Annotated in this window: 20 protein-coding genes; 12 read left to right on the top strand and 8 right to left on the bottom strand. The window is 67.6% G+C overall.

Annotated features, from left to right (window positions below; genetic code table 11):
* The 3 genes from E1261_RS11180 to E1261_RS11190 all read left to right on the top strand — a co-directional run.
* Positions 1-342: M67 family metallopeptidase (locus tag E1261_RS11180; RefSeq protein WP_132405551.1), on the top strand; the 342-nt coding region annotated here is incomplete at its 5' end.
* A gap of 1 nt (position 343) precedes the next feature.
* On the top strand, positions 344-622 hold the full coding sequence (locus E1261_RS11185; protein ID WP_132405553.1) for a MoaD/ThiS family protein: 279 nt from the start codon (positions 344-346) through the stop codon (positions 620-622).
* A 2-nt stretch (positions 623-624) separates the two neighbouring features.
* Positions 625-1572: a PLP-dependent cysteine synthase family protein gene (locus E1261_RS11190; RefSeq protein WP_132405555.1), complete on the top strand. Its 948-nt coding sequence runs from the start codon at positions 625-627 to the stop codon at positions 1570-1572.
* Positions 1573-1584: 12 nt separating this feature from the next.
* On the opposite strand, the gene E1261_RS11195 is transcribed toward E1261_RS11190, so the two are convergent.
* Positions 1585-1941 carry a hypothetical protein gene (locus E1261_RS11195; protein ID WP_132405557.1) on the bottom strand — a complete coding sequence of 119 codons (357 nt, stop codon included), beginning with the start codon at positions 1939-1941 and terminating at the stop codon, positions 1585-1587.
* Between the two features lie 194 nt (positions 1942-2135).
* Between E1261_RS11195 and murI the strand changes: the two genes are divergently transcribed.
* From murI to E1261_RS11215, 4 genes are all read left to right on the top strand, one after another.
* Positions 2136-2948 (top strand): glutamate racemase, encoded by an 813-nt coding sequence (gene murI / locus E1261_RS11200; RefSeq protein ID WP_132405559.1) that lies wholly within the window; start codon positions 2136-2138, stop codon positions 2946-2948.
* Positions 2949-3110: 162 nt separating this feature from the next.
* Positions 3111-3878, top strand: a complete 768-nt coding sequence (locus E1261_RS11205; RefSeq protein ID WP_132405561.1) for a TetR/AcrR family transcriptional regulator — start codon at positions 3111-3113, stop codon at positions 3876-3878.
* 10 nt (positions 3879-3888) lie between these two features.
* Positions 3889-4635 carry an MBL fold metallo-hydrolase gene (locus E1261_RS11210; protein WP_132405563.1) on the top strand — a complete coding sequence of 249 codons (747 nt, stop codon included), beginning with the start codon at positions 3889-3891 and terminating at the stop codon, positions 4633-4635.
* Positions 4616-5458 carry an alpha/beta fold hydrolase gene (locus E1261_RS11215; protein WP_132405565.1) on the top strand — a complete coding sequence of 281 codons (843 nt, stop codon included), beginning with the start codon at positions 4616-4618 and terminating at the stop codon, positions 5456-5458. Before E1261_RS11210 ends, E1261_RS11215 begins: the two co-directional genes overlap by 20 nt.
* Here E1261_RS11215 and E1261_RS11220 read toward each other — a convergent pair.
* The 3 genes from E1261_RS11220 to E1261_RS11230 form a co-directional block, all read right to left on the bottom strand.
* Positions 5445-6413, bottom strand: coding sequence for a DNA glycosylase AlkZ-like family protein (locus E1261_RS11220; RefSeq protein ID WP_132405567.1), 969 nt, complete (start codon positions 6411-6413; stop codon positions 5445-5447). The two genes, E1261_RS11215 and E1261_RS11220, sit on opposite strands and share 14 nt — an antisense overlap.
* Positions 6414-6589: 176 nt before the next feature.
* Positions 6590-7423 (bottom strand): SAM hydroxide adenosyltransferase, encoded by an 834-nt coding sequence (locus tag E1261_RS11225; RefSeq protein WP_132405569.1) that lies wholly within the window; start codon positions 7421-7423, stop codon positions 6590-6592.
* A 149-nt stretch (positions 7424-7572) separates the two neighbouring features.
* Positions 7573-8745: a Gfo/Idh/MocA family protein gene (locus tag E1261_RS11230; protein ID WP_132405571.1), complete on the bottom strand. Its 1173-nt coding sequence runs from the start codon at positions 8743-8745 to the stop codon at positions 7573-7575.
* A gap of 147 nt (positions 8746-8892) precedes the next feature.
* Between E1261_RS11230 and E1261_RS11235 the strand changes: the two genes are divergently transcribed.
* The 4 genes from E1261_RS11235 to E1261_RS11250 are packed head-to-tail and all read left to right on the top strand — an operon-like array spanning position 8893 to position 11652.
* Positions 8893-9732 carry an SGNH/GDSL hydrolase family protein gene (locus E1261_RS11235; protein WP_132405573.1) on the top strand — a complete coding sequence of 280 codons (840 nt, stop codon included), beginning with the start codon at positions 8893-8895 and terminating at the stop codon, positions 9730-9732.
* Between the two features lie 10 nt (positions 9733-9742).
* Complete coding sequence (rph, locus tag E1261_RS11240; RefSeq protein ID WP_132405575.1) at positions 9743-10459, top strand: ribonuclease PH; 717 nt, start codon at positions 9743-9745, stop codon at positions 10457-10459.
* Positions 10456-11061, top strand: a complete 606-nt coding sequence (gene rdgB, locus E1261_RS11245) for an RdgB/HAM1 family non-canonical purine NTP pyrophosphatase (protein ID WP_132405577.1) — start codon at positions 10456-10458, stop codon at positions 11059-11061. Before rph ends, rdgB begins: the two co-directional genes overlap by 4 nt.
* A gap of 3 nt (positions 11062-11064) precedes the next feature.
* Positions 11065-11652, top strand: a complete 588-nt coding sequence (locus E1261_RS11250) for a hypothetical protein (RefSeq protein ID WP_132405579.1) — start codon at positions 11065-11067, stop codon at positions 11650-11652.
* On the opposite strand, the gene E1261_RS11255 is transcribed toward E1261_RS11250, so the two are convergent.
* From E1261_RS11255 to E1261_RS11270, 4 genes are all read right to left on the bottom strand, one after another.
* Entirely contained in the window at positions 11649-12296 is a 648-nt protein-coding gene (locus E1261_RS11255; protein ID WP_132405581.1) for a DsbA family oxidoreductase, read from the bottom strand. The genes E1261_RS11250 and E1261_RS11255 overlap by 4 nt on opposite strands.
* Positions 12293-12778: a nucleoside deaminase gene (locus tag E1261_RS11260; protein WP_132405583.1), complete on the bottom strand. Its 486-nt coding sequence runs from the start codon at positions 12776-12778 to the stop codon at positions 12293-12295. The genes E1261_RS11255 and E1261_RS11260 overlap by 4 nt, the downstream gene beginning before the upstream one ends.
* 102 nt (positions 12779-12880) lie before the next feature.
* A complete protein-coding gene (locus E1261_RS11265; RefSeq protein ID WP_132405585.1) occupies positions 12881-13279 on the bottom strand; it encodes a DMT family transporter in 399 nt (132 codons plus the stop codon).
* Positions 13280-13312: 33 nt separating this feature from the next.
* Positions 13313-13633 carry a DMT family transporter gene (locus tag E1261_RS11270; RefSeq protein WP_132405587.1) on the bottom strand — a complete coding sequence of 107 codons (321 nt, stop codon included), beginning with the start codon at positions 13631-13633 and terminating at the stop codon, positions 13313-13315.
* 139 nt (positions 13634-13772) lie between these two features.
* Between E1261_RS11270 and E1261_RS11275 the strand changes: the two genes are divergently transcribed.
* Complete coding sequence (locus tag E1261_RS11275; protein WP_132405589.1) at positions 13773-14216, top strand: MarR family winged helix-turn-helix transcriptional regulator; 444 nt, start codon at positions 13773-13775, stop codon at positions 14214-14216.
* The last annotated feature ends 65 nt before the right edge of the window (positions 14217-14281 follow it).

The raw sequence follows: 14281 nt of genomic DNA on the forward strand, positions 1-14281 counted from the left end.
GTGCCTAACTCGGCGATGTCGCCGACGTACTACGAGTTCTCGTCCGAGGACCTGCTCAAGGTGCACAAGGACCTGTGGGAGCGGGACGAGGAGATCGTGGTGACGTACCACTCGCACACGGCGACCGAGGCGTATCCGTCGCGGACGGACATCGCCCGGGCCGAGGAGCCGAACTCGCACTACGTGATCGTCTCGACCCGGGACGGGGCCGAGCAGCAGAGCTACGACGGGCCGGTGGAGTTCCGGTCGTACCGGATCGTCGACGGCGTGGTCACCGAAGAAGAAGTGAAGATCGTGGCGTCCTACACCGACTTAGACAGCAGCGAACTGGGAGACAACTGAGATGGCGATCGAGCTTCGCGTCCCGACCATTCTGCGGACCTTCACGGATGGCAAGAAGGCGGTCAACGGCGACGGCGGCACGCTGGCCGAGTTCATCGACAACGTGAACGGCGACCACCCGGGCCTCAAGGAGCGGATCGTCGAGGGTGAGCCGGAGGAGCTGCGCCGGTTCGTGAACGTGTACGTGAACGACGAGGACGTCCGGTTCACCGGTGGGCTGCAGACCGGGGTGAAGGACGGCGACGTGGTCGTGGTCCTGCCTGCGGTGGCCGGCGGCTGACGATGCGTTTCGACAGCCTGCTCGACTCGGTCGGAGGCACGCCGCTGGTCGGCCTGCCGAAGCTGTCGCCGTCGGCCGACGTCCGGTTGTGGGCCAAGCTGGAGGACCACAACCCGACCGGTTCGATCAAGGACCGGGCGGCGCTGCGGATGCTGCTGGACGCGGAGAAGGACGGTCGGCTGCGGCCGGGCAACACGATCCTGGAGCCGACCTCGGGCAACACCGGGATCTCACTGGCGATGGCGGCCAAGCTGCGCGGCTACCGGATGGTCTGCGTGATGCCGGAGAACACCTCCGAGGAGCGCCGGCAGATCCTGCGGATGTGGGGCGTCGAGATCATCTCGTCCCCGGCTGCCGGCGGCTCGAACGAGGCGGTCCGGGTGGCCAAGCAGGTCGCCGCGGAGCACCCGGACTGGGTGATGCTCTACCAGTACGGCAATCCCTCGAACGCGGCCGCCCACTACGACGGCACCGCCCGCGAGATCCTCGAAGACCTCCCGTCGGTGACGCACTTCGTCGCGGGCCTCGGCACGACCGGCACGCTGATGGGTGCCGGCCGCTTCTTCCGTGAGCACAAGCCGGACGTCCGGATCGTCGCCGCCGAGCCGCGGTACGGCGAGCTCGTCTACGGTCTGCGCAATCTCGAGGAAGGCTTCGTCCCGGAGCTGTACGACGCGACCCTGATCGACGCGCGGTTCTCGGTCGGCCCGCGGGACGCCGTCCGGCGGGTCCGCGAGCTGCTCGACAACGAGGGCATCTTCGCCGGCGTCTCGACCGGCGCGATCCTGCACGCCGCGCTCGGCCAGGCGGCCAAGTGCGTGCGTGACGGACAGCGAGCTGATATCGCCTTCGTGGTCCCCGACGGCGGCTGGAAGTACCTGTCGACGGGCGCCTACGAGGGCACGATCGACGAGGCGGAGGACCGCCTCGAGGGTCAGCTCTGGGCCTGAGAAGTCGTTATGTCATGAGGATTTGAACAGGATCCGGCGGCCGATGCGGGGATGCACGCCACGCCCCTTGCAACTCGAGCAGGGACGTTGTGCGTAGCTGAAGATGCCGCCGTGATGACGACCGGCGCCCTTGCAGCGATTGCACTTGGCATTCGGGTGCAGCGACAGCGAGACGACGTACATGAAGAACGTCGCCATCAGCAACAGCAACAGGATCCCGGTCGTCCCGAGGGACGCCGCGATGTCTGCGGCCGTGCTGTTGGGTTCGGCAACCTGATTCGCGGCCTGCCCGGAGGCGGCCACCTGGTCAGGGTGCGGATTCGGTCCGGCGGTGCTCAGCAGCACCGCGATGTGGTGCGCCACCTTCATGGCATCACGTTGGGCGGTAAGACGAACATCGACCCAGAGTGGCGCGGATCACGTCGGTTGGCAATTGCATAACGTAAAGATGTGGACAAGGTTCGGCGTGTCGTTTCTGGAGTTGGGACGGGGTGTCATCTAGAACGACCCGAATCCGGCCCTGGTTACGGGCGCCGGGGGACCGTCGGCGCGTCCCCGATAGAATGTGCGGCGTGACAGATGCGCCGGTGGGGATCTTCGATTCGGGGTTCGGCGGTCTGACTGTCGCTCGCGCGGTGCTGGATCAGTTGCCGCATGAGCCGATCCTGTATCTCGGTGACACCGCGCGGCAGCCTTACGGACCGAAGCCGATCGCCGAGGTTCGTGAGTATGCGCTGGAGTGTCTGGACCATTTGGTCGAGGCCGGCGTGAAGATGCTGGTCATCGCCTGCAACTCGGCCAGCGCCGCGATGCTCCGCGACGCCCGCGAGCGGTACGACGTACCGGTGGTCGAGGTGATCCTCCCGGCCGCCCGGCGGGCCGTTGCCGCGACGCGCAATCAGAAGGTCGGCGTGATCTGCACGCGCGCCACCGCGCAGTCGCTCGCGTACGACGATGCGTTCGCCGCGGCGCCGCAGGTTGAGCTGATCACGCGGCCCTGCCCCAAGTTCGTCGACTTCGTCGAGTCCGGCGTGACGTCCGGCCCGGAGCTGCTCGAGGCCGCCCACGAGTACCTCGATCCGCTGGTTGAAGCCGGCGTCGACACGCTCATCCTCGGCTGCACGCACTACCCGCTGCTCACCGGCGTGATCCAGTACGTCGTCGGCGACGCCGTGACCCTGGTCAGCAGCGCCGAGGAATGCGCCAAGGATGTGTACGGCGTCCTCACGAAGACCGGTCTGCTCCGGTCCGACTCGCTGGCCGAGCCCAAGCACCGTTTCGTCACGACCGGCACCCCGTCCGAGTTCGAGGTGATCGGCTCCCGCTTCCTCGGCCCGGTGCTCTCCGGGGTAGACCAGTTCGCCTGGGTTCGCTAGTTAGGCGTCGGCCCGCGCGCGACCTCCCTCCCAGATCCCGAAGAAGCCCACCGTCACCATCACCAGTCGATACATTCCCTCGTCCATGGATACGACCGTACCAACGGGATCGTGCGACTTTAGTCTTGAAATCTGCCATTACGTCACGAATAGACTGAGCCTGTGCGTGATGAAACCTGCCGGGTCTGCGGACAGCCGCTGAGCCGGCCTTCGCGAACTGGCCGGCGGCCGGTCTACTGCTCGCGGGCGTGCCAGGCCAGGGCGTACCGGGCGCGCCGCGGACCGGTGCGGCCGGTCGAGGTGCCGGAGAGCAGTCGCCGGGCGGAGCGTCGTACCGAGATCGCCCAGGTGGTGTGGCGGATCGCGGCCGAGCAAGGGCTGCATGCAGTCAGCATGCGGTCGGTGGCGGCCGCGGCCGGGGTGTCGGTGCGCGTTGTGCAATATCACTTCGGAACCAAGCACCAGCTGCTCGTGGACTCGCTGGAGTTGTTGCATCGCACCAACGAACAGCTCGCCGCCGGACGTATACAAGCCGACCTGACCGACCCGAAAGCCTTGCTACGCGCGATTCTGGACGAGTTCCTGCCGCTGGACGCGCACCGGCGGCTGAGCCTGCGCGCCCTGGCCGGCTACTACACGCGGAGTCTCACCGACCCAGCGCTGGCAGCCGTCTTCCTGAGCGGTGATCGGTCGCTGGAGGACTTCGTCGCCCTCGTCCTGCGGTACGCCGAAGAGCAAGGCGAACTGCGCCCCGGCGTCCATGTCACCTCGACCGCGGATGTGCTGGTCTCCGCCGTCGCCGGGCTCGCGCTGGATGTTGTCCATGGCACCAGATCTGCCCGTGATGTGCGCGAAATCATTGCCAGGCAACTCGATCAGCTGTTCCGCGACGCGACGAGTTTCCCTGCGAAGCCGGCAACCCGCCGGTAATCTTCAAGATATGAAGCTCACCGTGCTCGGCTGCTCCGGGTCCGTCCCCGGGCCGGACTCGGCCGCCTCGAGCTATCTGGTCACTGCCGAGGACTTCCACCTGGTCCTCGATCTCGGCAGTGGTGCACTCGGATCGCTCCAGCGGCACATCGCCGTCCCGCAGATCGGCGCGATCGGCCTGTCCCACTTGCATCCTGACCACTGTATGGACCTGTGCGGCCTCTATGTCGCGGCGAAGTACGCACCGGGTTCACCGATTCCCCGCATCCCCGTGTTCGCTCCGGCCGGTGCGGCGGAGCGGATGGCCCTGGCCTATGACCTCCCACTCGATCCAGGGATGGAGGAAGAGCTGGATTTCCATACCTGGCAGGACGTTCAGCAGATCGGCCCGTTCACGGTCCGGACCGCACCGATGGTGCACCCGGTCCCGGCGTACGCGATCAGAGTCGAGTACGGCGGCAAGGTGCTGGTGTATACCGGAGACACCGGGCCGAACGACGCACTGATCGAGCTCGCCCGTGGTGCCGACCTGCTGCTGTCCGAAGCGGCCTTGCAGGACGAGAATCCGAACAACCCGACCGACCTGCACCTGACCCCGTCCGACGCCGGCGAACATGCCAAGAAGGCCGGTGTGAAAAAGCTCGTGATCACGCACGTCCCACCGTGGTACAACCGGGTGACCCAGGCGGAGAACGCTCGCCGCACCTTCCCGGGACCGATCGAGGTTGCGACGCCCCATGCAGTTTTCGACATCTGACAACGTCCCGTTGTGGACAGCAACAACCGGTACGGCGACCTCTGCCGCCGCGCCGGTGATCATCTTGCACGGTGGTCCGGGTACATGGGACGACCACGCGCGGCTCGCGCAGATGATCGACGACCTGACCGTCGTGCACCGCTTCGACCAGCGGGGCTGCGGGCGGTCCGGCGCGTCCGACGAACTGTCGATGGCGCGATCGGCCCAGGACATCGACGAACTGCGGGAGTATTGGGGCCACGAGAAGATCGTTGTCATCGGCCACTCCTTCGGAGCCACCCTGGCCATCACCTATGCGGCCGCGTACCCCGATCGCGTGGCCGGAGTGGTCTACCTCGACGGTGTCGGCATCGGTGACTGGCGGGCGGGCGACCGTGTCGTCCGCGAGAGCCGGATGACCCCGGAGCAGGCCGCTCGCCTGGACGACCTTGGTGGGCGTCCCCGGACACGCGAGGAGGAGATCGAGTTCCGGGTGCTGGCGTGGTTCCCCGATTTCGCGGATCCCGAGCGCGCGATGGAGTGGGCCCTGGAGGACGCGTCCGTCGACCTGCCGATCAGCTGGACCGTGAACCGCGCCCTGAGCAACGAAATCAACAGCTGGCCGGACAGCCGCAAATCCGACGACGTCGCCGCGATCCCCGCGCCGATCACGTTCATCCACGGCGAAGGCGACCCGCGCCCGCACTCCGCCGTACAGGCTCTGGCCGAACACGCCCAGCAACCGTCGTTCCATCTGATCCCGGACGCCGGTCACTCACCGTGGCGCGAGCAGCCCGAAGCCGTCCGCGAGATCCTCCGCTCCGTGGTCCTCAAGACACCCTGACCGACATCGTCGCCCCAGGGATCGGCATCGACAGCGCCTCCGCCTCAACCTCAGCCCGTTCAGCCGCTGAGAGCGGACCCGCGACCCGCAGCTCGATCGCCCCCTGCCGCCGTCCCCAGGCTCCGCGGATCTGCCCGTCGAGCATCAGGCCGTGCGGGTGATGCCAGTCGTTCAGCTCGATCCGCGACTTCTGCCCAGGCCCCGCGAACAACCCGTACCGGTCAGCCCCGAACAACCTCAGATCCGAAGCCACCAGAAACCGCGCACCGCTCACAGCAGGCGCTGCCCGTACGACGTCCTCGTCGGAAGCCAGAATCGCCGCGGCCCGCCCCTCTAGCTCAACGGGCAGCAGCTCGTGCTCCAGCCAGCTCCACACTGTCCGCGCATCCGGCCGTGACAGCCCGGCCCACCACCCGAACGTCTCCGCAGTCGTCGGCCCGAACGCACGCACGTGCCGCCGACACAACTCCAAATGAGCCTCCCGAAAGTCGATCTCCGGGGCCGGCACCTCCCGCGCATACAACGCACTGGTCGTCCACCGCAGCACCACCCGCCCAGTAGCGCACGCACCCCGCAACTCCGGATGCCCATGCCGCCGCTCAGCCCCCGCGAACTCCCCGCAGATCCGCTCAGCCAGCTCCGCCACAGACCGCTGCTCGGCAGGATCAAGCGGCATCCGCCCGATCGTAAACACGCCGAAGTCCGCCTCCGGCAGCACGTACACCGCCGCCCGCGGACTGTACGTCTGCACCAGCCCCGGCGCCTCCCAAGCCGACGGCTCGCACTCCGCCACCCGCGCATGCAGCCCAACCAGCGCATCCCGAGGCGCCGTGTCCTGCAACCCGAACCGCGCCGCCTCCACATAACCCCCAGCCGCCAACCGCTCACCGAGGCGATTGACCGCCAACCGATACCGAACCGCCTGCCGATGATCGATCCGAAGCTGCGCCGCCATACCAGCTGTCTACCAGGCCGAGAACCCGGTTGGGCCGGACGCCCAGGCCATCACAATTGCGTGCGCACGCCGGGCCCACGCCTGGGCGGCGGCGATTCGGCCGATTGTGATGGCCTGCCGGTCCGCGATCCGGGCTAGCGGGCCCTGCGGAACTCCTTGCCCCACCGGACCGCCGGCTAGCAGGCCGCTCCGACGGCTTGCCGGGCTGGTATCGGGGCGTCACCCACCTGCAAGCCGAACTCCGCCGCGGCCGAGCCGCCCCGGATGACCAGTTCCGCGAAGCCCGTTCCAGAGCTTCCCGGGATCAGGCCGGCAGTGTTCCGCGGTACGGCGGTCAAATGCGGATAGCGACTGACCTCGACGTACTCGGTGCTGCCGTCGGCACCGCGCCGAGCAACCCGCACCGACGGGCCGAGGGTGAGCTCATCCGGCGGACAGTTGAACTTGCAGTTGCCGAAGTTGTCGATGACGCTCACGATCGGGCCGTCATCCGGCACCTCCGGAATCGCAGTCAGGCTGGAAGGAACCGCACGGCCGTCGACCACCCATCTTGCGAGCAGCGGCAAGTACCAGAGGCTGCGGAACTGCGTGGTGATGATCCGCTCCGCCTCGATCGGGTCGAAGTCGAGCGCCGCCAGCACCTCGGCGATATCGGTCACCTGGACCTCGGTGATCCCGAGCTCCCGCCGTACCAGGTCAAGCGCCCGCGGGGTGAACGTGCTCGCCACGAGATGCTCGCCGTACCAGAAGAAGCAGAACGGAACCCCGTTCGGCCAATGACCGTCGCGCGGCGCGAGGTTGAGCAGCGTGATGGTCGGGTGGCCGGGCCCGCCGAGGGATTCCGTCGATCTCAGACAGTCGAGCAAGGTGAGGCCGGCGAACGCCTCGGGATCGGGACCGTCGAGAGCGATGATCGTGGGGGACTGGCCGAAGAGGGCGCCGATGCGGGTGCTGAGGCGAGCGCGGGCGTTCCCGCCGACACAGTCGGTCAGGTAGGTGATCGGGTACATGCGAGGTCTCCTGGAGTGTGGTTGCAGACATAAGAAAGAGGCCCCCGACAAGGAGGCCTCTCGCTGCAAGCACACGTGCCTACGCCGCTGGTCCTCCTGATCGAGGGCTCAGCATTCGCATCGCGGCGTACCGGGTCACGTCGTCGATGTTAGCGCACCTGTCCGCCGTCGAAATAGCTGACCAGCGCCGGGTCCAAGGCCGGTACGTCGACCGGTACGCCGTCCGAGCGTAGGGACGTCGTGGCGGCGACGCCGGCGGCTACTGCGGCGCGGGCAGCGACCGGGGAGGTCAACGTTGTACCGCCGTCCCGGACGAAGTTCAGGAACTCGTTGACCAGGTGCGGGTCGGCGCCGCCGTGGTGGTCGCTCTCGCCGGCGATCTCGACGACCAGGTCGGCGTCCTCGCGGTAGCCGGAGCGACGGCTGTTCCAGACCTTGACCACGCCGCCCGCGGTGTCGCCGAAGTTCTCCAGGCGGCCGTGGGTGCCGATCACCGTGTAATTGCGCCAGTAGTCCGGCGTGTAGTGGCACTGCTCGTAGGTGACGAAAACCCCGTTGTCCAGCAGGAGATTCGCCATCGAGAGGTCCTCGACGTCCATCACCGGGGCGAGCCCCTTCTGCTCCAGCGGCGGCCAGTTGTCCGAGCTGACGAAGTCGGAGAACCGCTGGCCGGTCCGGTCGAGCCGGTCCTCGATCCCGCCGTACAGGGTGAGCGCGCCCATCGCGTTGACGCGCCGGGTGTACCCGTTCGCCAGCCAGTGCATCACGTCGATGTCATGGGCCCCCTTCTGCAGCAGCAGGCCGGTGGTCCGGCGGCGGTCGGCGTGCCAGTCCTTGAAGTAGAAGTCGCCACCGTGACCGACGAAGTGCCGGCACCAGATCGCCTTCACCTCGCCGATGGTGCCGTCCTGGATCAGCTGCCGCATGGTCTGTACGACGGGCATGTGGCGCATGTTGTGACCGACGTACAGCCGCGCGCCGGACTCGTAGGCCGCCTGCAGGACGCGGTCGCAACCCTCGGTGGTGATCGCCAGCGGCTTCTCCACGAAGACCGGGACGCCGGCCGTGAGAAAATCGATCGCCGGACCCTCGTGCAGGTCGTCCGGGGTGGTCAGGAAGACGCCGTCGAGCTTCTGGTCCAGCAGCTCGGTGTGATCGGCGTACGCGGTCGCCTCGGGGTACTTCTCCAGGGCCAGGTCCCGCTGCGCGGCGACCGGGTCGGCGACGGCGACGATCGCGCTGCCCTGCCCGGGAAGATGGGCGTGTCCCGCGAGGTAGCTCCGGGCGCCGAGTCCCACCACGCCGAGTCGAAGATCAGTCATCAGCCAGCAACTCCTGCACATAGTTGTTTGAATCACCCTAACTCCGAGCAGTTCTGTCCTTCAATCACCTGTCCTCTGTATGGAATTGCCTTCCTGGTCACCCAGCCGACAGCGGCACCTCGCCCCGTGTCGCCACCATGACGGAATGTGAGCCTCCACTACGTGGCACTCGGGGACTCGACCACCGTTGGTGTCGGGGACCCGATGAACGGCAGCAGTACGACCGACCTTTCCGGTGCCGGCGCGCGCCCGGGCGAAGGGTGGCGGGGCTGGGCCTCGCTGCTCGCTGACTCGTTGGGCAGCTCCCACCGTGTGACGTTCTCCAACTTCGCGACCAGTGGCGCGACCAGCGATCTGGTCGCGACCCAACAGCTTCCCGAGATCGGCAGCGGCCCGATCGACCTCGCCTCGCTGATCGTCGGGATCAACGACACCCTGCGGTCCACCTTCGACCCGGGCCGCGTCCGCGACCACCTGCACGTATGCGCCGAGGAGCTGACCGCGCGCGGCGCGCTGCTGCTCACCGTCCGGTTCCATGACCACGCCAAGATCTTCGGCCTGCCGAAGTGGATGGGCCGGCCGCTGTGGCAGCGGATCGAGCAGGTCAACCTCGCGTACGACGACCTGCACAGCCGGTACGGCGGGATCCGGCTCGACATGGCCGATTACCCCGAGGTGTACCGGCGCGACTTCTGGAGCATCGACCGGATGCATCCGGGGGAGCGTGGGCACCGCAAACTCGCCCGGATGTTCGCCGACGAACTGACCCGGCGGGGCGTGCGGATCGACGTACCGCCGAATCTCGATTGTGCCTACAAACCGCCGACCAAGTGGGCGGACACCGTCTGGATGGTGAAGGAGGGCGTCCCGTGGCTGGGCCGCCGGGCCGGCGACCTGCTCCCGTTCGCGGCCCGGATGGCCCTGTCTCAGCGACGCCCGGCGTCAGGTGCGTTGACCAATGCGGAGGTCCAGCGCCTGGAGGCTTAGGGTTGAACTCATGGCTCGCATCGACGGACGTACCCCTGACCAGCTTCGCCCGGTAACCCTGACGCGGAAGTGGCTCGACCACGCCGAAGGGTCGGTGCTGGTGGAGTTCGGCAAGACGCGGGTGCTGTGTGCGGCGAGTGTGACCGAGGGTGTGCCGCGGTGGCGGAAGGGTTCCGGGCTGGGCTGGGTCAGCGCGGAGTACGCGATGCTGCCGCGGTCGACGAACACGCGCTCGGACCGCGAGTCCGTGAAGGGCCGGATCGGTGGCCGGACGCACGAGATCTCGCGGCTGATCGGGCGTTCGCTGCGTGCGGTGATCGACTACAAGGCGCTCGGCGAGAACACCATCCTGCTGGACTGCGACGTACTCCAGGCCGACGGCGGGACCCGTACGGCGGCGATCACCGGCGCGTACGTCGCGCTCGCGGACGCGGTGTCGTACCTGCGTGACCGCAAGCTGCTGAAGAGTGAGCCGCTGACCGGGACCGTCTCCGCGGTGTCGGTCGGGATCATCGACGGCGCCCCGATGCTCGACCTTTGCTACGAGGAAGACGTCCGGGCCGAGACTGACATGAACCTGGTGATCACCGGCGACGGCAAGTTCATCGAGGTCCAGGGCACCGCCGAGGGCGCACCCTTCGACCGCGCCGAGCTGGACAGCCTGCTCTCGCTGGGTCTTGCCGGTTGTGCTGACCTGACGAAGCTGCAGCAGGAGGCCCTGGGATGACCAAGGTTTTACTTGCCTCGAACAACAAGAAGAAGCTCGTGGAGCTGCGCCGGATCCTGACGCCGATCGTGCCGGGGATCGAGGTGCTCGGGCTGGCCGACGTACCGCCGTACCCGGAGCCGCCGGAGACCGAGCCGACCTTCGAGGGCAACGCGCTGCTCAAGGCGCACGCCGCGCTGGCCGCGACCGGGCTGCCGTCGATCGCCGACGACAGCGGGATCTGCGTCGACGCGCTGAACGGCATGCCCGGCGTACTGTCCGCCCGCTGGTCCGGCCCAGCCAAGGACAACGACGCGAACAACCAGCTCCTGCTGGGTCAGCTCGAGGATGTCCCGGACGAGCGGCGGGGTGCGTCGTTCGTCGCGGCTGTCGCCTTCGTGCGGAAGGGCGCGGCCGACGAGCTGGTGCTCGGTGAGATGCGCGGCTCGGTGATCCACGAGGTCCGCGGTACCGGCGGTTTCGGGTACGACGTACTGTTCCAGGCCGACGGCTACGACCGGACCACGGCCGAGCTGTCGATCGAAGAGAAGGACGCGATCAGCCACCGCGGGAAGGCCCTGCGCGCCCTGGCTCCGATCGTCGCGAAAGCATTGGGGGCCTAGCGCATGTTGTTCGCAGGACGTGACAAGGAAGGCGTCGAGGACGGCTGGATCACCTCGGCCTACCGCCGCTGGTCCGAGCCCCGCGTGGTCGAGGGCCGGATCTACCGCACCAACGCCGGCCGGATCCAGATCGACAGCATCAGCCAGATCAACCCCGCGCTGATCGCCGACAACGACCCCGACGTGGCCCTCGCCGACCGCAGCAACGCCGGCGACATCCTCCGCCGCCTCCGCGGCGACGAGTCCTGGCCGACCTTCCTGATCCGCTTCCACCTGGTCAAAGGCCCCGACCCCCGCGAAGAGCTGGCCGCCCAGACAGACCTGTCGGACGAGGACATCGCCGACCTCACCGACCGCCTGGCCCGCTTCGACGCCGCCAACCCGCACGGCCCCTGGACCACCCAGACCCTCCGCCTCATCCAGTCCAAGCCGGCCACCCGAGCAGGCGACCTCGCCGCCGATCTCGGCCGCGAAACCGCCCCCTTCAAACTCGACGTCCGCAAACTCAAGAACCTCGGCCTGACCCACAGCCTCGAAACCGGCTACGAGCTGTCCCCCCGCGGAACGGCGTACCTCAAAACCCTCGACTAGCAGCCGTCGATGCTGCAGGAGCCTCCGAAGGCGGCGGCTACCTGCTGCTCGGCCTGGGTGTCGAGGATGGCTTTGCGGAGTTCGAAGGGGGTGGGGACGCCTTCGATGCGGGTGTTGCCGACCACGATGGTGGGGACCGACTGGATCTGGTGGGCCTGGGCTTCGCGGAGGGCTTCTTCGTGCTTGGCCTGGTAGGTGCGGTTGTCGAGGGCCTTGCGGAAATCGGGGCCGTCGAGGCCGATCTCTGAAGCTAGCGACTCGAGTACGGCGGGGTCGCCGAGGTCCTGGTCTTCTTGGAAGAAGGCGCGGAACATGCGGTGGGTGTACTCGGTTCCCTTGTCGTGGGCGGCGGCGTACTGGTAACCCTCGAAGGCCAGGTGGGTGTAGGGCTGGGGGGAGACAGTGGGGAGGGTGATGTCTACGCCCAGCTGGCGGGCCATCGGGTAGACGGCTCGGGCCCAGATGGCGGGCAGGTACTCGTCCTCGGGGCGCAGGGTGGGGTGCGGGTGCGGGCGGAGCTCGAACGGCATCCACTCGATGTCGACGTACAGATCCTTCGTCGCTTCCTCGATCGGGCCTTCGGCGAGCATGCAGAAGGGGCAGACGTAGTCGGAGAAGATCTTGATCTTGACCTTGTCAGTCATCGCTGGGCACCTTTCCTCACCGACATGAACTCTTCGAACGGCGCCTCGTGGCCCTCGATCGGGGCGTGCGTCACCTGGATCGGCCAGGTGGTGGGGTCACTGGCGAAGATCGAGTACGAGCTGGAGTAGTTGAAGCCGTACGCCTCGGCGGTCTTGCGGTCGGCGGCGTACACGATGTGCTCGATGTTGAAGTAGAGCGCGGCCATGTAGCACAGGGCGCAGGGCTCACCGGACGCGATCAGGGTGGCTCCCGCGACGCCGAACCGGCCGGACTTCTTGGCGGCGGCGCGCAGGGCGACGACCTCGGCGTGCGCGGTCGGGTCGTCGTCCTCGAGGACGCGGTTGAAACCGGTCCCCAGGACGTGGCCGTCGCGGACGACGATGCCGGAGAACGGGATACCGCCTTCGGCGACGTGGCTGCTGCTGATCCGGACGGCCTCCTCGATGTGAGGAGTCAGGTGGTCGAGAGGGTCAGTAGGCATCAGGCGCAGGTCCTTTGGGGGGAAGAGGAGGGTGAACACCCGGAGCGGCCCGTCGGCTCGGACGGGAGCGAGTTGCCGCTCCGGGTGCGTCGGTGGGGCCGTTCAGACGCCGGCGGGCTCCTGCGCAGGCTGCTCGACTGGGGTCTTGGGGGCGTCGAACTTGTCGGCGAGCTTGAGCCAGATGACACCGAGGACGATGAGGCCGAGCCACAGGGACTGGACGACGGTGAGGCTCTGGTCGAAGAAGACCGGGCCGAGCGCTGCCGCGCCGGCCGCGCCGATTCCTGCCCAGACCGCATAACCGATCCCCACCTCGATGGTGCGCAGTGCGGCGCTCAGCGCCCACAGGGTCAGCAGGAAGAAGACGACAGCGACCAGGGACCAGGTCAGTCGGGTGAATCCGTGGCTGCCGCCGACGGACAGCGCGTAGCCGATTTCGAACGCACCGGCGAGCAGGAGCATCAGCCAGGACTTGGCAGCGGAGGGGGACGTCGAGGACATCTGCGGAGTTCCTTTCGTTACGGGAGGGTGGGTTTACGCTGCGCCGCTGAGCTGCAGCCCGACGACGCCGGCGATGATCGCGGCGATGCCCAGGCCCTTGCGCCAGCTCAGCTTCTGGCCGAACACCAGGACGCCGAGCACGGTGATGCCGATCCCGGAGATCGAGGTCCACAGGGCGTAGCCGACGCCGACGTTGAAGGTCAGCAGCGCCCGGCTGAGGAAGAAGGTGCCGAACGCACCACTGACGAGGGTGATGATCGTCCACTTGCGGTTCTTGAAGCCTTCGGCCTTGCCGGCCGCGATCGCGACCACGACCTCGAAGACGACGGCGATGCCGAGTAGGAGCCAGTGCATGAGGAGTCCTCCGTAGAATTGCTTGTACATGCAAGCGTCTGGCCCAGACTGTACGCCAAACACTTGAGCAAGGGAAACCCCGAGAGGTTGCACGAGCATGTACTCTGATTCAAGAATCAACCGAGGAGGACCGCGCTCCATGACAACCTCGCAGCTGGCGCCCGTGCGCACATCTGACCGCAGCGCCTGGGATCGCGTGCTCACACTGCACGCCCAGGTCGAGCGCGAGCTCGCCGCCGCCCTGCAGAGCCGGCACGCTATCGGCCTGTCGGAGTACCGGTCGCTCGAGCACCTCGTCGGGTCCGAGACCAGTGAGCTGCGGATGCAGGATCTCGCCGACAAAGTAGGTCTCGGCCAGTCGTCGATCACCCGCCTGGTAGGGCGTTTGGAGGCGGCCGGCTTCGCCTTCAAGGACCTCTGCCCGTCGGACAAGCGAGGCGTCTACGCGGTCATCACCGACGAGGGCCGCAAGCGCTATCAGTCAGCCCATGCCACCTATGTCGAGGTCCTCTCGGCCGCCCTCAACGCTTTCGCCGCCGACCCTGACCTGGGCCCCACGGTTCAAGCGCTGCGCACCTCCTAGCCCGGCACGCCCGACCCCCGCTGCGCCCGATGGCGTCGCGGGGGTTTTTGTTTGCCCGCACAAGC

Source organism: Kribbella albertanoniae (genome assembly GCF_004348455.1).
GTDB classification, from domain to species: domain Bacteria; phylum Actinomycetota; class Actinomycetes; order Propionibacteriales; family Kribbellaceae; genus Kribbella; species Kribbella albertanoniae.